Origin of the sequence: Micromonospora chalcea, from assembly GCF_028768405.1 — a bacterium.
Classification (GTDB): domain Bacteria; phylum Actinomycetota; class Actinomycetes; order Mycobacteriales; family Micromonosporaceae; genus Micromonospora; species Micromonospora chalcea.
This window is the reverse complement of record NZ_CP118233.1, coordinates 5409603-5426083: the sequence shown is the minus strand read 5'-3', so window position 1 is coordinate 5426083 and position 16481 is coordinate 5409603. Positions and strand designations below refer to the sequence as shown.

The following is a 16481-nucleotide window of genomic DNA, read 5'->3' as shown; positions in this document are numbered from 1 at the left end:
GTCCGGCGAGAGGATGCTCGAACCGTCGAACGGCACTGCGTCGCCTCACACAGAGGGCGGCGCCCGGCTGCCACCGGACGCCGCATTCGACTCCACCGCTGCAACGGAAGGAGTCACGTTGACTGTAATCCCTCACGGGTCAGACTTCGAGACACCAGAGGACGAGGACGAAACCGTTGCCGAGCCGACCGACCGGCACCGGCTCATCCTGGCGTACATCAAGACGCTCAGTCCGATCATCGCCGCCGTCGTCGCCTGCATCGGGACGCTGGTGGCAGCGCTGGTCCGCTGACCCGCCGGCCCCGCGCTCCGGCTCCGGCCGGACGCGGGGCCGTCCGCGTCACCGCCTCGTCGCCGGTTCGTCGTCCAATGTCGCCGGCGCGCCGCGTCGCGGCCACTGTCACCGGCGGGCTGCGTCGCCGTCCGGCAGCCGCCGGGACCTGACCTCCGCCAGGATCAGGACCGCCAGGAGCACCACGAACAGCCCTGCCGACCCGGCCACCAGGGGATTGACGTAACCGGGCACCAGGTCGGGGCCGCACGTGGTGTCGCGCAGCGGCCACATGCTCGACGACCCGTCAGCCGACGCGCCGATGCGGTGGCTGTAGCCTTCCGGCCGCCGCAGCATGCAAGCGTCATCGGGATCCAGGATCCCGAAGGTCGTCGCCGCCAACCCGCGACCGTAAGCGGCGGCCCCGGTGAACGCCGCACCGGCGGCCAGGAACCATCCCGCCCGCCTCAGCGCCCATGCCCTGCCCCGGAGGTGCGGGTCGCGACGGAGCGCCAACAGTGCGACCACCACGAACACGAGGGCAGCGGCCGCGAACACCGGCCAGGCCAGAGCGAGCAGCACAAGTGCGAAGAAGACGAGAAACATCGACGTGCAACCTACCGCTCCAGGCGTCGTCGTACCGGCCCCGATCACCTCGCCGGATGGTCAGCATGCGCAACTCTTGTCGCCGGGCTCGGACTTGACCGTGTGCGCATCGGCTATCTGGCCGCCCACCTCACCTGGCACCTCGCGACGGGCACTGTCACCTTGCTCGTTTGTGGCCCGGGAGAGTCGCCTACTCGCCGCTGGAACCCCGGGTGAGCACGTGAGCCGGGACGGCCGAACAGAGCGTGCCCCGCCGCCCCGGCCATGATCAGAACCGCGACGAACGGTCGGGAAATGAGTGAATGCAGGCACCGCCGGCAGGGTTTTCACCCGCTTCCGCACTGACCGGCAACGATTCCGAGACGGAGCCCCTTCGCGCGTCCTCTACACGGGTGGACGCTGCCGTCCCGTCGGGAACGAAGTGACGTACGGCAATCGCAACCGCACGTCCCGCGCCGGCCAACTCATGCAGCAGAACGCGTCAGCGGTCGGACGACATTCCACCAGCAACGGCTGAGGAGATCATCGGCTGAAGCGGGGATGGTTATAGATGGCCCGGCTGAGCAGACTCGCCGTATACGCGGTTACGCACAGTCTCCCGAAGGGTCCCATCAGTGAGCTACAGCGCTCCGCCGCCCCCCGGTTACCCAGCTACGCATTTGCAGCAGCCTCCGAAGAAGCGCCCCGTGCGGCTCATCATCGCAGCGGCCGTCGGCGGTGTCTTGGTGCTCTGCTGCGGCGGAGTGACCATCGCTGCGGCAGTCGGCGGTGGCGACTCACCCCCCGCAAGGAGCGCCGCCGCGGAGGCGACCGCTGCCGCGTCCGTCCCGGCAGAAAGCCCTACAGCAGCACCGTCGGTGGAGATCACCACCGCAGCACCCACTACCCCAACACCCACCACCGCAGCTCCTACGACAACAACACCGAAGCCGAAGCCGAAGGCCACCACCAAGGCGCCGACCGAGCCGAAGGTGTCCGTAGAGCAGGAGAACGCCATCAGGGCCGCCTCCGACTACCTGCAATATCAAGCGTTCTCCCGCTCCGGCCTGATCAAGCAGTTGGAGTTCGAGGGCTACCCGAGGAAGATCGCAACCCAGGCCGTGGATTCTCTGAAGGTTGACTACAAGAAACAGGCTGCCAAGATGGCGAAGGACTACCTCGACACCCAGCCGTTCTCTCGTTCGGGCCTGATCAAGCAGTTGGAATTCGAGGGGTACACGCACGCACAGGCCGTCTACGGTGTCGATCAGGTGATGTGAGAAGGGCATGCGGGTGCCTGTTGCGGCTTTGTCCATGGCGGGTGGCAGGCTCTGGCATGGCTCGCCGTGTCACCTACGGTCGACCGCAGACCATGTCAGTCGGTCGTAGGAGCGCCCCGCATCCGGCGCCTGCCTCGCGCCTCCGGCCAGTTCAAGGCCAGGTTCATCTAGTGGCGGCCGTTGGCGTCTGTGCGGAATTCGGGGTCAGCAAGGACGACCTGTTGCAGTTCTTCGAACGGGTCAGCGACGAGCGAGGGTGGCCGCTGCTGTCAGTCCCGCTCACACAACCGCGTTGCTGCAGCAGATCTCGGCGAGGCGATCGGGCACGCAAGCTCCGGAAGGCGGCACAGTGATCGTTGATCAAACACCTGACCTGGTGCCCCCGGCAGGATTCGAACCTGCGACACACGGTTTAGGAAACCGATGCTCTATCCCCTGAGCTACGAGGGCGCGAGGGCCTAGTCTAGCGACCTGGGGGTTCACCTGGGGTGGCAGGGAGTGGCCCGCGTTCACCCACGTTCCCCAGAACCCCGTTCGCCCAGCCCAGGACCACACCCGGAGTCTCAATGTGACTCCGGTTGATCTTGGCGGGCACGGTGGAGTAGCCGGCGGGATCACGGTCTCGCCGACGGGGAGCAGTCTGGTTCAGGCAGCCGCGCGGATCGCTAGTGCCGGTCGGATGAAGGTTTTGCGGTCGCGGATGAGTGCCCAGAGAACGTCGACACGTCGTCGCGCGAGGGCGAGTATGGCTTGACGGTGGTTCTTGCCTTCGGCGCGTTTCTTTTCGTAGTAGGAGCGCGATGTGGGGCATTCTCGAGCAGCGGTGAATGCGGCCATCCAGAGAATGTGCCGCAACCTGCGGTGGTAGCGGCGGGGCTGCCGATGGTTGCCGGAGACCGTTCCGGAGTCGCGGGAGACGGGTGCCAGGCCGGCGTGGGCGGCGAGTTTGGTGGGGCTGTCGTATTCGGTCATGCCGGCGGTGTGGACGAGTAGTTCGGCGGTCAGTAGTGGGCCCATGCCGGGCAGGCTCCCGATGATCGGCGCGAGGGGGTGCTGGTCGAGCTGTTCGGCGATGAGGTCGTCGACGGCGGCGATGCGTTGGTCGATGGCGAGGATCTCGGTGGCCATCTGCCCGACGACCACGGCGGCGGCACGCTGGCCGGGCAGGGTGACGGTTTGCTGCCGGGCGGCGGCGACCATCGCCTCGGCGACTTGGACTGCGTTCTTGACGTGCCCGCGCCGGAGCAGGGCGGTGATCCGGTCGACGCCGGCATGGCGGATCGCGGCCGGTGTCTGCCAGCAGGCGAGGACCATCATCGGGGCTTTGCGGTTCAGGTCCACCGCCCGCTCCAGGGCAGGGCTGATCCCGGTGAGCAGCTCCTGCAACCGGAACAGGGTGGCGACACGCTGCCCGACGAGGTCGGCGCGGTAGCTGGTCAGGACGGTGAGTTCGGCGAGGAGCCGGTCGGAGGGTTCCAGGATCGGAATGTCGGGGCGCATACGGATGGTCTGGGCGATGACGACCGCGTCGCGGGCGTCGGTCTTGTTCTCTCCGGCGAACGCCGCGGCCATGTGGAACGCGACGGTGCCGGAGACGTAGCGGACCTGGACCTGCCGCCGCCACAGCAGGGTCAACAGCAGGGCGGACAGGCCGGTGGTGACGTCGACCGCCCAGCACACCGGCCGGCCGTGCGTCGACACCTCCGCCATGACCGCCAGGAGGGCGGTTTCGTCGTTGGCGACCCGGCGGGAGTAGACGAGCTGGCCGTCGCCGTCGACGGCGGCTACATGGTGGTGGGTCTTGCCGATGTCCACGCCGATCCACAGCTTCGCCACCGTCGTGCTCTCCTTCGTCGGTCGGTTTGCTCGAATGTGCCTCGTCTGGGATTCGGGTTTGCCGGCATCTTCTAACGATGCGAACGCAGGTCGCGGGTCTCCATCAGCGGTCTACCGAATCTCGCAGACGACGAAGCGGCGGGTGGCATCTCCTACCGTGAGCCAAGCGATCTGGGCGAAACACACGCAGCCATACCCACCGCCTCCGGGCATCAGGGTCTACGGCCACCAGGGCCGCGCCCGTTCAACCAGCCCGTCCGCAAGGCGAGAGCGGGCGGCACCTCGAAGTTCAGCCACGATCACGGCGGAACACACACAGCCATACCCACTCCCGGCCCCTGCGGGCACGGCGACCCCAGCCTCCCGCCGTCGCCAGCCTGCGCCTCGGACACGATGTGCGAGACCTGCGAGCATCAGCGCTCCATCGAGCGCTGGGCAGGCGTACAGCATGGCTGCCCATGGTCGCCGGTCCACCGGCCGCCGATCCCGCGACCAGGCTGATTCCCACGCCAGCCGTCGTTGCAGCGGCTTGAATAGCGGTGTGCAGATCAGCAAGGACGGGCGGGACTGGCGCATCGGGACCGCCGCCGACGTGGGTTGGATCGCTGGTAACACGACTGCCGGCGTCTCGATCACCACCGCCATCCCGCCGGTCTTCGACGCCTATGCCGCCACGTACCAGACCGACGAAGTCACCGCCGCCGCCTACGAGCACGCCCTGGTCGAGGACCTCGGCGCGCACACCCCCGACCAGCCGTGGTGGTTGGCATACCTCGACACCGGCGCCCACGACGTCGTCTTCCCGCACGCTCGGAGGGTGTTCCTCTACTGGAACTGGCCGTACGTGCTGGTCGAGGCCGGCCCCGAGCAAGCCCTCACCTGGCGCACCGGTGGGCACATCCGCCATCCGCACGGCGCGCTACCCGACCTGTTCTTCCCGGCCGACCGGTCATGGCTGGTCTCTGCCCTCTGGGACGACACCTGGACCTGCCTCGGCGGCCCGGAACAACTGATCCGCACCCTCGAACGTGACCCCCTGGCCAACGCCCGTCAGGTCCGACTCGACGAAGACGCGCTGCCACCGGGGCTGACCCGCGAGTGAGACCCAACGCCCAACCCGATTGCGCCACCCTCTCTGCCTTATCGCCCCAGCCATCTGCCGAAGCCGCACGTGTCGCCGCGAGGGGCCGACACGCCGGCAGTCGTCTACATTCAGGTGAGCTGTATATAAAGATGGTCTATAGTTCCGGTCATGGCGATGCAGGAACCGACGTTTTTCATCCTGACCGCGCTGGTGCGCGCCACCCCGCTGCACGGCTACGGGATCATCCAGGCCGTCGATCAGCTGTCGGACGGGCGGGTGAAGCTGAAGGCCGGGACGCTGTACGCGGCGCTGGACCGGCTCAGTGCGGAGGGCCTGATCGCCGTCGACCGGGAAGAGGCCGTGGGTGGGCGGCTGCGTCGCTACTACGTGCTGTCCGACGACGGCCGGGCGGCGCTCGAAGCCGCGGTGGCACGGCTTGAGTCGAACGCCCAGGTGGCCACGTCCCGGCTGCGCGAGGCGTTCGGCTTCACCGGGGGTGTTCGGCATGCGTGACCTGGAGCGCGCCTACCGTCGTCTGCTCTGGGCGTACCCCGGCTTCTACCGGCGCGAACGCGGACCGGAAATCCTCACCACTCTGCTCGACGCGGCCGAACCGGGGCAGGTCCGGCCATCGCGCGGCGAGGCGGCCCACCTGTTGGTGAACGGTCTGCGGTACCGGTTCGTGCCGCCCACCTGGATCGGCCGGCTCGCGACCGGCCTCGTCGCGATCTGGGCGGCCGTGGTGCTCAGCGGGGCCGGCGCCCTCGCCGTCTGGGCGCTCGCCAACCCCGAGGAACCCGACCTTGCCGCCTTCAGCGACGAGTTGGTCGGCCGCCCGGCCTCGTCCGCTTACGAGCTCCCGGGCGGCAACCTCCTCGACATGGCCTACGCCTACCGCACGTACGGCGAGTTCCAGGATTTCGCGATGGAGGGCTGGGGCGGCGGGCGGCCGGCGCCGATGGGCCGGAGCCGGATCTACGAGCAGGTCACCGACACATCGGCCGTCCTGGCCGACGTTCACCAGCAACTGACGAGCGCGGGCTGGCGCACCGGCGCCCTCAACCAGGTCGGAGCCAGCAGCCAGGACGACGTGAACAGCGCGCGCGGAGTCTTCTGGGCCTCTCGAGACGGGGTGCTGTTGCGCGTGTCCGGATACGACAACCAGACTGGTGTCACGGTCGGCGCCTACCCGGTCGAGCCTCGCGGCGTGCTCGCCGGCGCGGTCACCGGGTTTCTCATCGGACTGATCGTGGTGTGGCAGGCGATGACCTGGATGGCTCACCGGATCGCCCGCACCTCACGGCCGGCACGGCGGCTGATCCTGCTGCTCGGCCTACCGGCCCTCCTGGCCTGCACGGTGAACACCCTGGACAACGTGCTGAGCACGCTCCCCGATCCGGGCAGCGCCAACGTGCTGTTCGCGGCCGATCACATGTACCCGCTGGCCAACCAGATCGCTAACCCACTGGCGGCCACCGTCATCGCGCTCGCGCTGACCGGCATCCTCAGCGTGATTGCTGCGGCAGCCCGAATCAACCAGCTTCGACCCGCGAGCACAGCAACGTGACCGCTGAGGTCACCGAAAGCTGAGCCAAACTTCCCGCTGTCCAACCGCCCGATTGCCTGATTCGGGTTCGACCACGATCTGGTGGGGCCACGAGTCGTTCGAACTTCGCGCGTAGCGCGTCGGCGTGCTTGGCGGTGGCGCCGTCGCCGATGCCCTCGACGCGCCTCCCGCCGATGGTGGTATTTGCCTGCGGCAAGGATCGGCCGGTCTGCGGGGCAGAAGACAGTCTTGGTCATGCCCAGCGTCCTGCGTCTAATCAGGACGGGGTGGTAGTGCCGGTCAGCCGTCAGAATCGCAGGTACCGTCGTGCCCACGGTTCCTCAGGCGGTCACTTCTCGCAGCACGTTCCGGGTGAGCCGTACGTATTCCGGGCTGCACGCCCCGTCGATGCCGGCGGTATCAGCGCGCCGGCTGAGTTCGGCGAGGAAGTCGTCGATCGAGGCGAACCCGGGCGGCGGCTTCAGCAGCCACAGCCGGCCCCGAGGCCGGCCGGTGATGCCCGCGTCGGCCAGCAGGGCATCGTTGTCGTTCTCGACCTCGTTGCGGGACTCCCAGCTTGACCGCACGGTCCGCTCCCGCAGCACCTCGTACGTCTTCGGGTCCAGCTCAGTCCAGGTCTCGTAGCGGCTTGCCCGGTCCGGCACCCAGGTGCGCAGCTGCGGGGGCCACACCGCGGGAAGGAAGACCAGCATCGGAGCATCGGGGGCCAACTGCCAGCCCCGCGCGGTCAGTTCGCGTACCTCCGGCAGCTGCTCCGGTGTCAAGCCATCCGCGTCCGTGTCGGCGGCCCTGGCCACAGCGGGATCAGGCGGTTGGTCGATGCCCCAGGCGTATCCGGTGTCCATTTTCGCAGCGTACGGCCGTGCCTGCGCCACCACGGCCGACGTCCGATGAGGCCAGTTCCGTAACGGCGACGGGCTGCCTTCGTACGGCGGCGAGAACCTCGGTGGTCATGTCCTGGCGGCTCAGACTCCGTGCTGACGCAAGGCGGGGCCCCCGATCAGCGTCTCGGACGGTGGCGGCGGCCAGCCGAGGCACGGGACCCTCGGTGCAGGTATGCGGCGACACCGATGACGAAGATCGTGGCAGCGGCGAGCCAGGACGTTGTGGAGGTTGAGGGTTGAATCGGCCAGGCCCACGCAGCAACGGCGGTGCCGGTCTGACGCGGAGCGGCGGCGTAGACGGCGCACACGTAGACGAAGGCGGGCAGCCACGCCAGCCGCGCGCCGAGCAGCACCGCCCCGCCGGCGACCAGTCCGATACAACCGAGAGCATTGCGCACCAGTGCATGTGCACCGTACGTGTCGGGTGCCCGCAGTCCGGCAAGGCTGAGCACCGTGGCGGTGACGAAGGCGGCGACGAGTAGGTGACCGGCTCGCCAGGCCCGCCACGGCAGGGGTGTGCTGCGTTCGAGGTCCTCGTCGGCGCCGGCGAGGGTGGGGCCGAGCAGGAGTGCGGCCAGCAGCGGTGCGAGTGCGACCACGGGGACGCGGGCGGCGGGCCCGTCGAAGTAGGGCCGGCTGGCGAGCCATGTTCCGGCGGCCCAGGCGAGCAGCGCGATGACGCCGACATCGACCACGAACGTGGTCGCGCCGCGGGAGCGCAGATGAAGCGTGAGCAGGCGGCTGGTCACGGCTGCTCGCCGAGGCGAATCAGCGCCGGGATGTCGCATCGGTGGGCGGCGTCGAGGTAGGCGGCGAACCAGGAACGCTGCGCCGGCTCCGGCAGTGCGCGGAGCACGGTGAGGGGCACGTCGTCCGGGGTGGCTGCCTCGTCGAGCATCCAGTCGGTGGCCAGGGTGTCGGTCCGGTACACCCGCATGTCGATGTTGCGTGTCCCGGAGGGGTCCTCGCATCTGGTCCGGGTCACCTGCCGGAAGTCCGCCCGCAGGTTCTTGCGGCTGGCCAGGCCGCCCAGGGCGGTGGACTGGTAGTCGAGGTTGAGCCAGACCGTGCCGTCGTCCCGTTCGATGGACTGACCGGCCGGCTGCGCGGCCTGGTCGGCTGCCCGCCGGGGTGCTCCGGGTATCCCGTCGAGACGTCCCAGGATCGGCTGCACGACTGTGGCGACGTCGTCGATCAGGAACGCGTTGATCCGGGAGAGGCACATCTGCGGGCCGCTGCTCGTGCACACTAGCTCGACCGCGGCCGGGTCGGCCGGGAGGCGGTGGGTGCCCGGGCCGGTGGTGATCGGCACGGCGACGGCGAGTCCGCCGGCCAGCAGGGCTGCTCGCTGCTGCCGTGCGGCGGCGGCGAGCAGCAGGACCGTCAGGGCCACCAGCCAGGCTGCCTGCAACGCGGTGATCCGGCCGGGGACGCGCGAGTACACCGCCCAGCCGCCGTAGACGGGCGAGAGCCACGCGCCGGGCGTGCCGTCCCAGTAGGTGATGATGGCCAGGCCCAGGTAGGTGGCGAGGCCGGCGATCGGGGCCGCCACCCGAAGCGGTACGAGCCGCCCGACGAGGACGCCAATCGCGGCGGCGGCGGCCAGGGCGAGGACACCGACGGTCAACGTCCACCACCAGCCTCCGCCGGCGTAGGTCGCGACCCGGGCGACCAGCACCGCCGCCCCGGCGAACGCGACCAGCAGCCCGGCGACACCGGCCACGGTGACGGCGAACCAGGCCATCACCAGTGGTTGCCAGCCCGGGCGGGGGGTGGAGGCGATCAGCTCGTCGATGTCGCGCCGCCGTTCCCTGCCGGACTGCCACGCCCCGGCAGCGATCATGAGAGCGCACAGGATCAGCAGCGACACCCGCAGGTAGTTGGCAAGGCCCGCCCACCGGCCGGCCCAGTCGTCCGGGTGCACGGCCAGCATCCACACTCCGGCACCGAACATCGCCACCGCAGCAAGTGGTGCAGTACCCCGGCGTAGCTCCACCCTCAGCGCGCGCCTCACCGCGGTGCCGTCCGCGCGCCACGCAGCACCGCCGTGTAACCGCGCTCAATCGGGGAGTCGCCGCTGTCGCCGTCCCCACCGGCGGCGATCAGCTCGTCGGGGAGGCCGGTGAAGACCAGCCGTCCCCTGTCGACCAGGTTGACCCGGGTGCACGCCGCCACGACGTCCTCGACCAGGTGCGTGCTGACCAGGACCACGGCATCCAGGCCCAGCTCCCGCAGCAGCGCCCGGAACTGCACCCGCTGCTCCGGGTCCAGACCGGCGGTCGGCTCGTCCAACAGCAGCAGCCGAGGGTCGTTCACGATGGCCTGGGCGATGCCAGCGCGGCGCAGCATCCCGCCGGAGAGGTGCTTCATCCGGTCGTCGGCGCGCTCCAGCAGACCGACCCGCTCGATCACCCGGTCCACCGCCAGTGGAATCCGCGCCGGCGGCATCTCCTTGAGCCAGGCGAAGTACTCAACGAACTCCCGCACGGTGAAGCGCGGGTAGAACCCGAATGCCTGCGGCAGGTAACCCAACTGGCGGCGCGCCTGCCGCAACGCCGATGGGTCGCCGAGGTGGTGGCCCAGCAGCCGCACCTCGCCTCGATCGGGGCGCAGGACCGTGGCCAGGACCCGCATCAGGGTGGTCTTCCCGGCGCCGTTCGGGCCGAGCAACCCGTGCACCCCCACACCGAGATCGAGGTCCAGGTCGTCGAGGACGATCCGCTTGCCGTAGCTGACCCGCAGGCCGTCGACGCTCACCGTCGTCATGCCGGTTGCCTTCCCACGCGTTCCCGACGCACGTACACCACCGCCGCGGCCGCCGCGGTGACGCCCAGCCAGCCCGGGCCGGCCGACACCAGGACCGCCAGACCGCCGACCGGCGGCGCCAGCACCACCACCGCCCACGCCCCCGCCACCACCAGCGCGGCGTACGCGGGCTCGACCAACGAGCCGAGCGCCAACGTCAGTGCGGTCAACGCGACACAGGGAAGCAGCCACCACCCCGGCGTACCGATACCCGTCACCGCGCCGGCCAGGACCGCGACGGGCGCGGCGACCGCGAGGACCGCCAGCGTGCGCCACAGCACGATCCGCAGGCCGCCCTGCGGTGTCCCCGCGATCAGCTCATGCAGCGGATCCGTTCGCGGCCCGTACGACAGGGCCGTACCGACAGCGGGCAGTGCCGGCGCGATCAGCAGGAGCAACCACGGCGGAACCACCGTCGGGCTGACCGCCAACCCCGCGGTGAGCACCCCGGTGACCGCCACCGACAGCAACCACGCCGCCCGCGCTGCGGGCCCCGCACCCACCAACACCCTGATCCGCCGCCACCCGGTCGCCCGTCGCACCCGCCCCTGCCGCGGCAACCGGCCGCCCAGCGACACCGCGACCGCCTCCACCACAGAAGCCGTCGACGCGTCCGAGGCGATGCTCGTCCGGCAGGCCGCACAGCGGTCGAGGTGCGCCTCCACCGACCACGCGTCCACGTCAGCGAGACGTCCCTCGACGTACGCCGCCAGCACCCCGGCGTCAACGTGAAACCCGGTCATGACAGGGCCGCCCTCAACTCGCGGCGCGCCCGCATCGCCCGGGTCTTCACCGTGCCCTCCGGCACACCCAGCAACACCGCGGCCTCCCGCACCGTCAGACCGTCCAGCACCGTCGCCTGCAACACCGCCCGCAACTCCGGAGCCAGCCGATGCAGCGCACGCTCCAACTCGGCGTCGTACGCGCCCGCCAAGACCTCGTCCTCCGCCGACGGAGACCACGCCAACACGTCGTCGCCCGGCACCCCCACACTCTGCGGACGGGCCAACGCGCGACGCCGCGCGTCGATCAACCGACCGGCGGCCACCGACCACAGCCAGCCCACCGCCGCACCGTCCCCGCGGTAGCCGGCCGCGGCCCGCCACACCGTCAGGAACGTCTCCTGCACCACCTCCCGGACCAACTCCGGATCCCGGCACCGGCGGCGCAGACGCAGCACCAACCACGGCGCGTTACGCGCATACAGCACGTCGAACGCCCCACGGTCACCCTTCCCGACGAGACGCAACAGCTCCTCGTCGTCCACGTCCATCACGCAAGGTTAGGACGCATCACCCGGCGAAACGGTTCTCTCCACCGCGCCACACCCATCGCGGACACCCATGACGGTCTGCGTTCTCTACGCTGCTCCCATGGCAGCGTGTCCCGAGCTGACCAGGCCGCTCCCCCACGCGGGGTCCGGTCACGGTCTCTCCGGGGCAACCCCGGGGACGCGACACTCACCTCGGCAGCACACCACAGGTGCGTCGGCACGCTCCGCGAGCCTGTGCACCCGCACGACCGGGCATCGTCGGGACACGCTGCCACCATCGGCCCGATCGTGACCACCAATCACGCCCTGGCCACCGCGCTCGCCGACGCGTTCCTCGCCGGCAAGGGCTGGCGCCGTGCCGATCTCGTCGACCAGGGTGGGCTCGTCCTCGGCGTGCGACGCCGCTGGCTGTGGCCGGTCGCCGACGCGGTGCTGGCCGCCTACCCACGCCCACCCACCGACCGGCCACGCGAGCTCGCCACGTTCCTGAGCACCCTCGACCCGCTGCGCGCGGCAGTCGCCGCCGCCCGCCAGCACCAGCGGCCGATCGTCCTCCACACGCGCCCAGTGACGCCGACCCGCACCGTCCGCCGTCCCTGGCACAATCCGGTCATCGACACGGTCGGCGACCTGGCCGCGACGCTCGACCTGAGCATTGAGTACCTCGACTGGTACGCCGACCGACGCGCCATGAACCGACGCGCCACCGCCCACCGGCTGCACCACTACCACTACCGCTGGACCGCGGGTGGCCGGCTCATCGAGGCACCGAAGTCCCGGCTGCGCGCCCTGCAACGCCGGCTCCTCACCGAGGTCCTCGGCCCCATCCCGGTCCACCCCGCCGCCCACGGCTTCGTACCCGGCCGCTCCGCCCACACCTTCGCCGCCGCCCACACCGCACAGCCGGTCGTCGTCCGGATCGACCTGCTCGCCTTCTTCACCCACATCCCCGCCACCCGCGCCTACGGACTGTTCCGCACCGCCGGCTACCCCGAACCCGTCGCCCACACCCTCACCGGACTCTGCACCACCCGCACCCCGAACCCCGTCCTGCGCCGCGCACCCACCGACCTACCGGAGCGGGCGGCGCGGCTCGCCGCGCTGCGCACCGGTCACCTGCCCCAAGGCGCGCCCACCTCACCCGCGCTGGCGAACCTGTGTGCCTACCGACTCGACCGACGCCTCACCGGCCTCGCCGACGCCTTCGAGATCACCTACACCCGCTACGCCGACGACCTCGCCTTCTCCGGCGACCTCACCACCCGCCGCATCCACGACCTGATCGCCGCCGTCACCCACATCGCCCGCGACGAGGGCTTCGAAGTCCACACAGGTAAGACCCGTGTCCGTGGCCGAGCCGACCGGCAACTCCTCGCCGGACTCGTCGTCAACCACCACCCCGCCACACCACGCGACGACTACGACCGGCTCCGCGCCATCCTCCACAACGCCGCCCGCACCGGCCTCGCCGCGCAGAACAGGACCGGCCACCCCGACTTCGCCCAATACCTCATCGGGCGAGTTGCCTGGGTCGGTCATCACCACCCGGCACGCGCAGCCAAACTCACCGCGCTACTGGCCCAGGCACTCGCGGCACCGTAGACTGACGCGGCGCGGCAACTTCGCGAGATTTGGCAAGGACGCGTCGAACCGACCGAGGCAGGACCTGAGCAGGACTTACGCCTATTCTGCTGATCTTCAGCAAGCGAGCACAGCAAGGACCGCGTGCGACCCATTAATATGCAAGAAGAATAGGAACCGGCAGGTAGTCAGCCTCCGGGTACAGATAGAGCGTCGTCTTAGGAAACCGATGCTCTATCCCCTGAGCTACGAGGGCGCGAGTGCCCAGTCTAGCGGCCTGCCGGTTCACCCGGGGTGGCAGGGAGTGGCCCACGTTCACCCACGTCGTCGCCCTGGTCAGGGCCGACCGATGACCACACCCCGAGCACACGGACCCCGGCAGCGACCCGGCCCGTTGACCCGCCGTGGCATCCGGTGGCACCGGTTGCCCCACGGTGGCATCCGCTCTCGAGCACACACCGCGCACATCATCGAAGGTCCGGAGTCGGGTCTCGGGTCGCCCGCCGATAGACGTTGCTCGGCGCGGACAAGGACGTCGGCGCCGGGGTTGTTGAGGCGCTGGCCGGTTCTGGCGGAGATCGGTTACGGTAACGTCGCTTTGCGTCAATGCAGCCGTCGTGTCCGTACGGGGTTGTGAAGGGACGGGCGTCATGATCGATCCGCAGCGGGTAGACGATGCGAAGCGGGCACTGGGTGCAAGGCTTGCCGCCTGGCGCAACGTGCGTGGGCTGACCCAGTTGGCATTGGCGAGGCGGGTGCCGGTTTCCCGGACCACGATCGCGGGCGTCGAGCGCGGGCAGCAATGCCCGGACCGGATCTTCTGGCAGCGCTGTGAAGCGGCCCTAGCCGCTGGTGGAGAGTTGCTGGCCGACTACGACGACTATCGGCGCCTGAAGCAGCAGCTTGATCAGGAGAAAGTCGAAGCGGCACAACGCATGCGGTGGGGCGAAGTCGAGGACCGCTCACTACCGGCTGGCACTCACGGTGTCCCGGTGACGGATCCGGCACGGGAGTCGTTGCGCGACCTCGCCGCCACGGATCTGACGGCCGGTGGTCCGAACGGCCTGACGGCACCACTCGCGCGGGTCGCCGGTGCCGCGGTGGCAGGTGAGACGGACTTTCACGATGGTGACGCGGTTACGCTTGCGGTCATGTCCGATGGGCAGGCGATGTCATTGCGGGTAAGCCGGAGGGCTCTGCTGGAACTGGCCGCTGGCCTCACCGCCGTGCCGGTTGTCACCACCACAGGCGTTTCTCACCCACGGTCCGTCGACCCTGCCGTTGTCGATCACTTCGCGGAGCTTCGCGCGCTCCTCGTACAAGCGGACGACCTGCTGGGTGGCCTCACCATCCTGTCGACCGTCGAACAGCAGATCGCGCTGATCGCCGCCCTGCGTCGGCAGACACGTGGACAGCTTCGTAACCGGCTTCTCAGCACCGAGGCACGGTGGAGCGAGTTCGCGGGTTGGCTCAGCGACGATCTCGGCGACCGGGCCGCGGGCGACCGCTGGCTGGACCGCGCGGGAAGCATGGCGCAGGAAGCCGACGATCAGGAGTTCTGGGCGTACGTCCTGACCCGTAAGGCACAGCGGATGGTGGGAACCGGGGACGAGGACTGTGTCGTCGGGCTGGCCCGTGCCGCTTCCCGCCTGCCCGACACGCCCCCGCTCCTGCACGCCTTCGCCGCCATCCAGCAGGCGCACGGCAGCGCCATCGCGCAGGACGCCTCCGCTTTCCAGGCCGCGGTCGAGCGTGCCCACACACTCGTGGCGACCGCCAGGCCGCCGAGCGGGGGAAGCAGTGCCCTCGGTTCGTTCTGCACCCGGCCGTACCTTGCGGCGCAGGAGGGCGAGGGATGGCTCCGCCTCAACCAACCGCGTCGGGCCATCGACAGCTTCACCAACGCCGTCAACACGTGGCCCGACCGCTACCGACGCGAACGGGGCGTGTACCTCTCCCGCACGGCGCACGCCTACCTGGCGGCTTCGGAACCAGGCCAGGCCGCCACCGTCGCGGCTGAAGCGTTGACCACGGCTACCACGACGGGCTCGGTTCGGGTCCGCCGAAACGTCACCACCCTGGCCCGGCGACTCGAACCCTTCTCCAGCCAGCCGGAAGTGCGACAGCTCCTCGACCAGCTGGCCACCAGCGGATGAGTCACCAACTACCCGATCAGGTCCGTACGCCGCATGTCGCCTTCGTCGGCCGCGCCAACATCGACATCACCGTGCGGATCCCCCAACGGCCCGTCGCTGGCCGGACGACGTTCGCCTCGTCACCCGCGACGACCACACCGGGCGGCAAGAGCCTCAACCAGGCTTTGGCCGCACGACAAGCGGGCGTCCGCGCCAGCCTGATCACCAACGTCGGCGACGACGAATGGGGCGCCTCCCTGAGCCGAGCCCTCACCAACGCGGCCATCGACATGTCCTTCCTTCAAGTCGTGCCATCGGCTCCGACCGGTACCGCGATCATCGAGATCACCCCCGACGGCGAGAACTACATCGTCCTCGCACACTCCACAGAGACTGAGCTCGCCAGCGAGCATGTGCGCAACGCACTTCAGCAGCTACGAGCTCCGATCGTGGTAACCCAGCTCGATCTCCAGCCCGATGCCGTTGACGCCGTCTTCCGGCATCACCACGCAGAGACGCTCATCGGCAACCTCGTGCCACATCCCTCGCTCGGTCTGACCGCCCTGGCCCCACTCGACCTGTTCGTTTCGAACGAGGCCGAAGCGGCAGCGATACTGGGCCGCCACCATGCCAATCCGTCGATCGCAGCGCAGGAACTCCGCAAGCTGGGCCCACGAGCGGTGGTGGTGACCGCTGGCGCTCGCGGCGCCGCCTACAGCGATGCCGACCACACCGCACTCGTCCCCGCATCACACGTCAAGGCCATCAACACCAGCGGGGCCGGTGACGCCTTCCTCGGCACCCTCGCCGCACGACTCGCTCACAACGTGCCGCTACCCCACGCAGTCGCCAAAGGCGTCGCCGCCGCAACAACCTTCGTGCAGGTCGACAGACGCTAGGCGACTAGGTCGGGACGACGGTGACATCGCTGGCCTTCATGGTTGCCAGACGCCCGCACTGATCCGAGTCTCCACAAGATCGCGAGGGACGATCGGTTCGAACTCGAGTGCGTATCCGACAAGGCCTCTGGCAGCGGCATGCCTGGCACACCGACTGCGGTCAGCAGAACGGCCAGCCTCCCAGGGTCCTGCTCGAAGAGGATGTCGCTGAAGGCATCGAGGCTTCCGCTCGGGTTGCGTGACAGAGCAGCTGCGAGAACTCGTAGACGAAGCCGGCAAAG

The 16481-nt window shown here is 69.5% G+C and carries 16 protein-coding genes and 1 tRNA gene; 8 read left to right on the top strand and 9 right to left on the bottom strand.

The window, feature by feature from the left end; translation table 11 throughout:
* Positions 1 to 118: 118 nt before the first annotated feature.
* Complete coding sequence (locus tag PVK74_RS24420; RefSeq protein ID WP_013283846.1) at positions 119 to 292, top strand: hypothetical protein; 174 nt, start codon at positions 119 to 121, stop codon at positions 290 to 292.
* Between the two features lie 108 nt (positions 293 to 400).
* Here the strand turns inward: PVK74_RS24420 and PVK74_RS24415 are convergent, their stop codons facing one another.
* Positions 401 to 877: a hypothetical protein gene (locus PVK74_RS24415; RefSeq protein ID WP_043326959.1), complete on the bottom strand. Its 477-nt coding sequence runs from the start codon at positions 875 to 877 to the stop codon at positions 401 to 403.
* A gap of 686 nt (positions 878 to 1563) precedes the next feature.
* Here PVK74_RS24415 and PVK74_RS24410 point away from each other — a divergent pair.
* Positions 1564 to 2136, top strand: coding sequence for an Ltp family lipoprotein (locus PVK74_RS24410; RefSeq protein WP_198033303.1), 573 nt, complete (start codon positions 1564 to 1566; stop codon positions 2134 to 2136).
* 374 nt (positions 2137 to 2510) lie between these two features.
* Here the strand turns inward: PVK74_RS24410 and PVK74_RS24405 are convergent.
* Positions 2511 to 2586: transfer RNA gene (locus PVK74_RS24405), tRNA-Arg, on the bottom strand.
* 195 nt (positions 2587 to 2781) lie between these two features.
* Complete coding sequence (locus PVK74_RS24400; protein ID WP_210884102.1) at positions 2782 to 3972, bottom strand: IS110 family RNA-guided transposase; 1191 nt, start codon at positions 3970 to 3972, stop codon at positions 2782 to 2784.
* 541 nt (positions 3973 to 4513) lie between these two features.
* Between PVK74_RS24400 and PVK74_RS24395 the strand changes: the two genes are divergently transcribed.
* The 3 genes from PVK74_RS24395 (at position 4514) to PVK74_RS24385 (ending at position 6623) form a co-directional block, all read left to right on the top strand.
* Positions 4514 to 5074 carry a hypothetical protein gene (locus PVK74_RS24395; RefSeq protein ID WP_210884100.1) on the top strand — a complete coding sequence of 187 codons (561 nt, stop codon included), beginning with the start codon at positions 4514 to 4516 and terminating at the stop codon, positions 5072 to 5074.
* 156 nt (positions 5075 to 5230) lie between these two features.
* Positions 5231 to 5569 carry a PadR family transcriptional regulator gene (locus PVK74_RS24390; RefSeq protein ID WP_210884152.1) on the top strand — a complete coding sequence of 113 codons (339 nt, stop codon included), beginning with the start codon at positions 5231 to 5233 and terminating at the stop codon, positions 5567 to 5569.
* Positions 5562 to 6623 (top strand): hypothetical protein, encoded by a 1062-nt coding sequence (locus tag PVK74_RS24385; protein WP_210884098.1) that lies wholly within the window; start codon positions 5562 to 5564, stop codon positions 6621 to 6623. The genes PVK74_RS24390 and PVK74_RS24385 overlap by 8 nt, the downstream gene beginning before the upstream one ends.
* A 320-nt stretch (positions 6624 to 6943) precedes the next feature.
* Here the strand turns inward: PVK74_RS24385 and PVK74_RS24380 are convergent, their stop codons facing one another.
* The 6 genes from PVK74_RS24380 to PVK74_RS24355 form a co-directional block, all read right to left on the bottom strand.
* Positions 6944 to 7468, bottom strand: coding sequence for a DUF5956 family protein (locus PVK74_RS24380; RefSeq protein ID WP_210884096.1), 525 nt, complete (start codon positions 7466 to 7468; stop codon positions 6944 to 6946).
* Between the two features lie 155 nt (positions 7469 to 7623).
* The gene (locus tag PVK74_RS24375; protein ID WP_210884094.1) at positions 7624 to 8256 is read right to left on the bottom strand and encodes a hypothetical protein; all 633 of its coding nucleotides are present in this window, start codon (positions 8254 to 8256) and stop codon (positions 7624 to 7626) included.
* Positions 8253 to 9521, bottom strand: a complete 1269-nt coding sequence (locus PVK74_RS24370) for a hypothetical protein (protein WP_338020350.1) — start codon at positions 9519 to 9521, stop codon at positions 8253 to 8255. The genes PVK74_RS24375 and PVK74_RS24370 overlap by 4 nt, the downstream gene beginning before the upstream one ends.
* Entirely contained in the window at positions 9518 to 10273 is a 756-nt protein-coding gene (locus PVK74_RS24365) for an ATP-binding cassette domain-containing protein (RefSeq protein WP_091113556.1), read from the bottom strand. Before PVK74_RS24365 ends, PVK74_RS24370 begins: the two co-directional genes overlap by 4 nt.
* The gene (locus PVK74_RS24360; protein ID WP_091113552.1) at positions 10270 to 11055 is read right to left on the bottom strand and encodes a zf-HC2 domain-containing protein; all 786 of its coding nucleotides are present in this window, start codon (positions 11053 to 11055) and stop codon (positions 10270 to 10272) included. Before PVK74_RS24360 ends, PVK74_RS24365 begins: the two co-directional genes overlap by 4 nt.
* A complete protein-coding gene (locus PVK74_RS24355) occupies positions 11052 to 11588 on the bottom strand; it encodes an RNA polymerase sigma factor (RefSeq protein ID WP_091113549.1) in 537 nt (178 codons plus the stop codon). Before PVK74_RS24355 ends, PVK74_RS24360 begins: the two co-directional genes overlap by 4 nt.
* Before the next feature lie 285 nt (positions 11589 to 11873).
* Here PVK74_RS24355 and PVK74_RS24350 point away from each other — a divergent pair, with 285 nt between their 5' ends.
* From PVK74_RS24350 to PVK74_RS24340, 3 genes are all read left to right on the top strand, one after another.
* The gene (locus tag PVK74_RS24350) at positions 11874 to 13187 is read left to right on the top strand and encodes a reverse transcriptase family protein (RefSeq protein WP_128136113.1); all 1314 of its coding nucleotides are present in this window, start codon (positions 11874 to 11876) and stop codon (positions 13185 to 13187) included.
* 629 nt (positions 13188 to 13816) lie between these two features.
* Positions 13817 to 15322, top strand: coding sequence for a helix-turn-helix transcriptional regulator (locus tag PVK74_RS24345; RefSeq protein ID WP_046569661.1), 1506 nt, complete (start codon positions 13817 to 13819; stop codon positions 15320 to 15322).
* Entirely contained in the window at positions 15319 to 16200 is an 882-nt protein-coding gene (locus PVK74_RS24340) for a PfkB family carbohydrate kinase (protein WP_051611164.1), read from the top strand. The genes PVK74_RS24345 and PVK74_RS24340 overlap by 4 nt, the downstream gene beginning before the upstream one ends.
* Positions 16201 to 16481: the final 281 nt, after the last annotated feature.

Coding starts and splice junctions, on each gene's coding strand:
- PVK74_RS24340 (WP_051611164.1), top strand. CDS start 15,319: ATGAGTCACCAACTACCCGATCAGGTCCGTACGCCGCATGTCGCCTTC.
- PVK74_RS24360 (WP_091113552.1), bottom strand. CDS start 11,055: ATGACCGGGTTTCACGTTGACGCCGGGGTGCTGGCGGCGTACGTCGAG.
- PVK74_RS24380 (WP_210884096.1), bottom strand. CDS start 7,468: ATGGACACCGGATACGCCTGGGGCATCGACCAACCGCCTGATCCCGCT.
- PVK74_RS24365 (WP_091113556.1), bottom strand. CDS start 10,273: ATGACGACGGTGAGCGTCGACGGCCTGCGGGTCAGCTACGGCAAGCGG.
- PVK74_RS24390 (WP_210884152.1), top strand. CDS start 5,231: ATGCAGGAACCGACGTTTTTCATCCTGACCGCGCTGGTGCGCGCCACC.
- PVK74_RS24415 (WP_043326959.1), bottom strand. CDS start 877: ATGTTTCTCGTCTTCTTCGCACTTGTGCTGCTCGCTCTGGCCTGGCCG.
- PVK74_RS24345 (WP_046569661.1), top strand. CDS start 13,817: ATGATCGATCCGCAGCGGGTAGACGATGCGAAGCGGGCACTGGGTGCA.
- PVK74_RS24385 (WP_210884098.1), top strand. CDS start 5,562: ATGCGTGACCTGGAGCGCGCCTACCGTCGTCTGCTCTGGGCGTACCCC.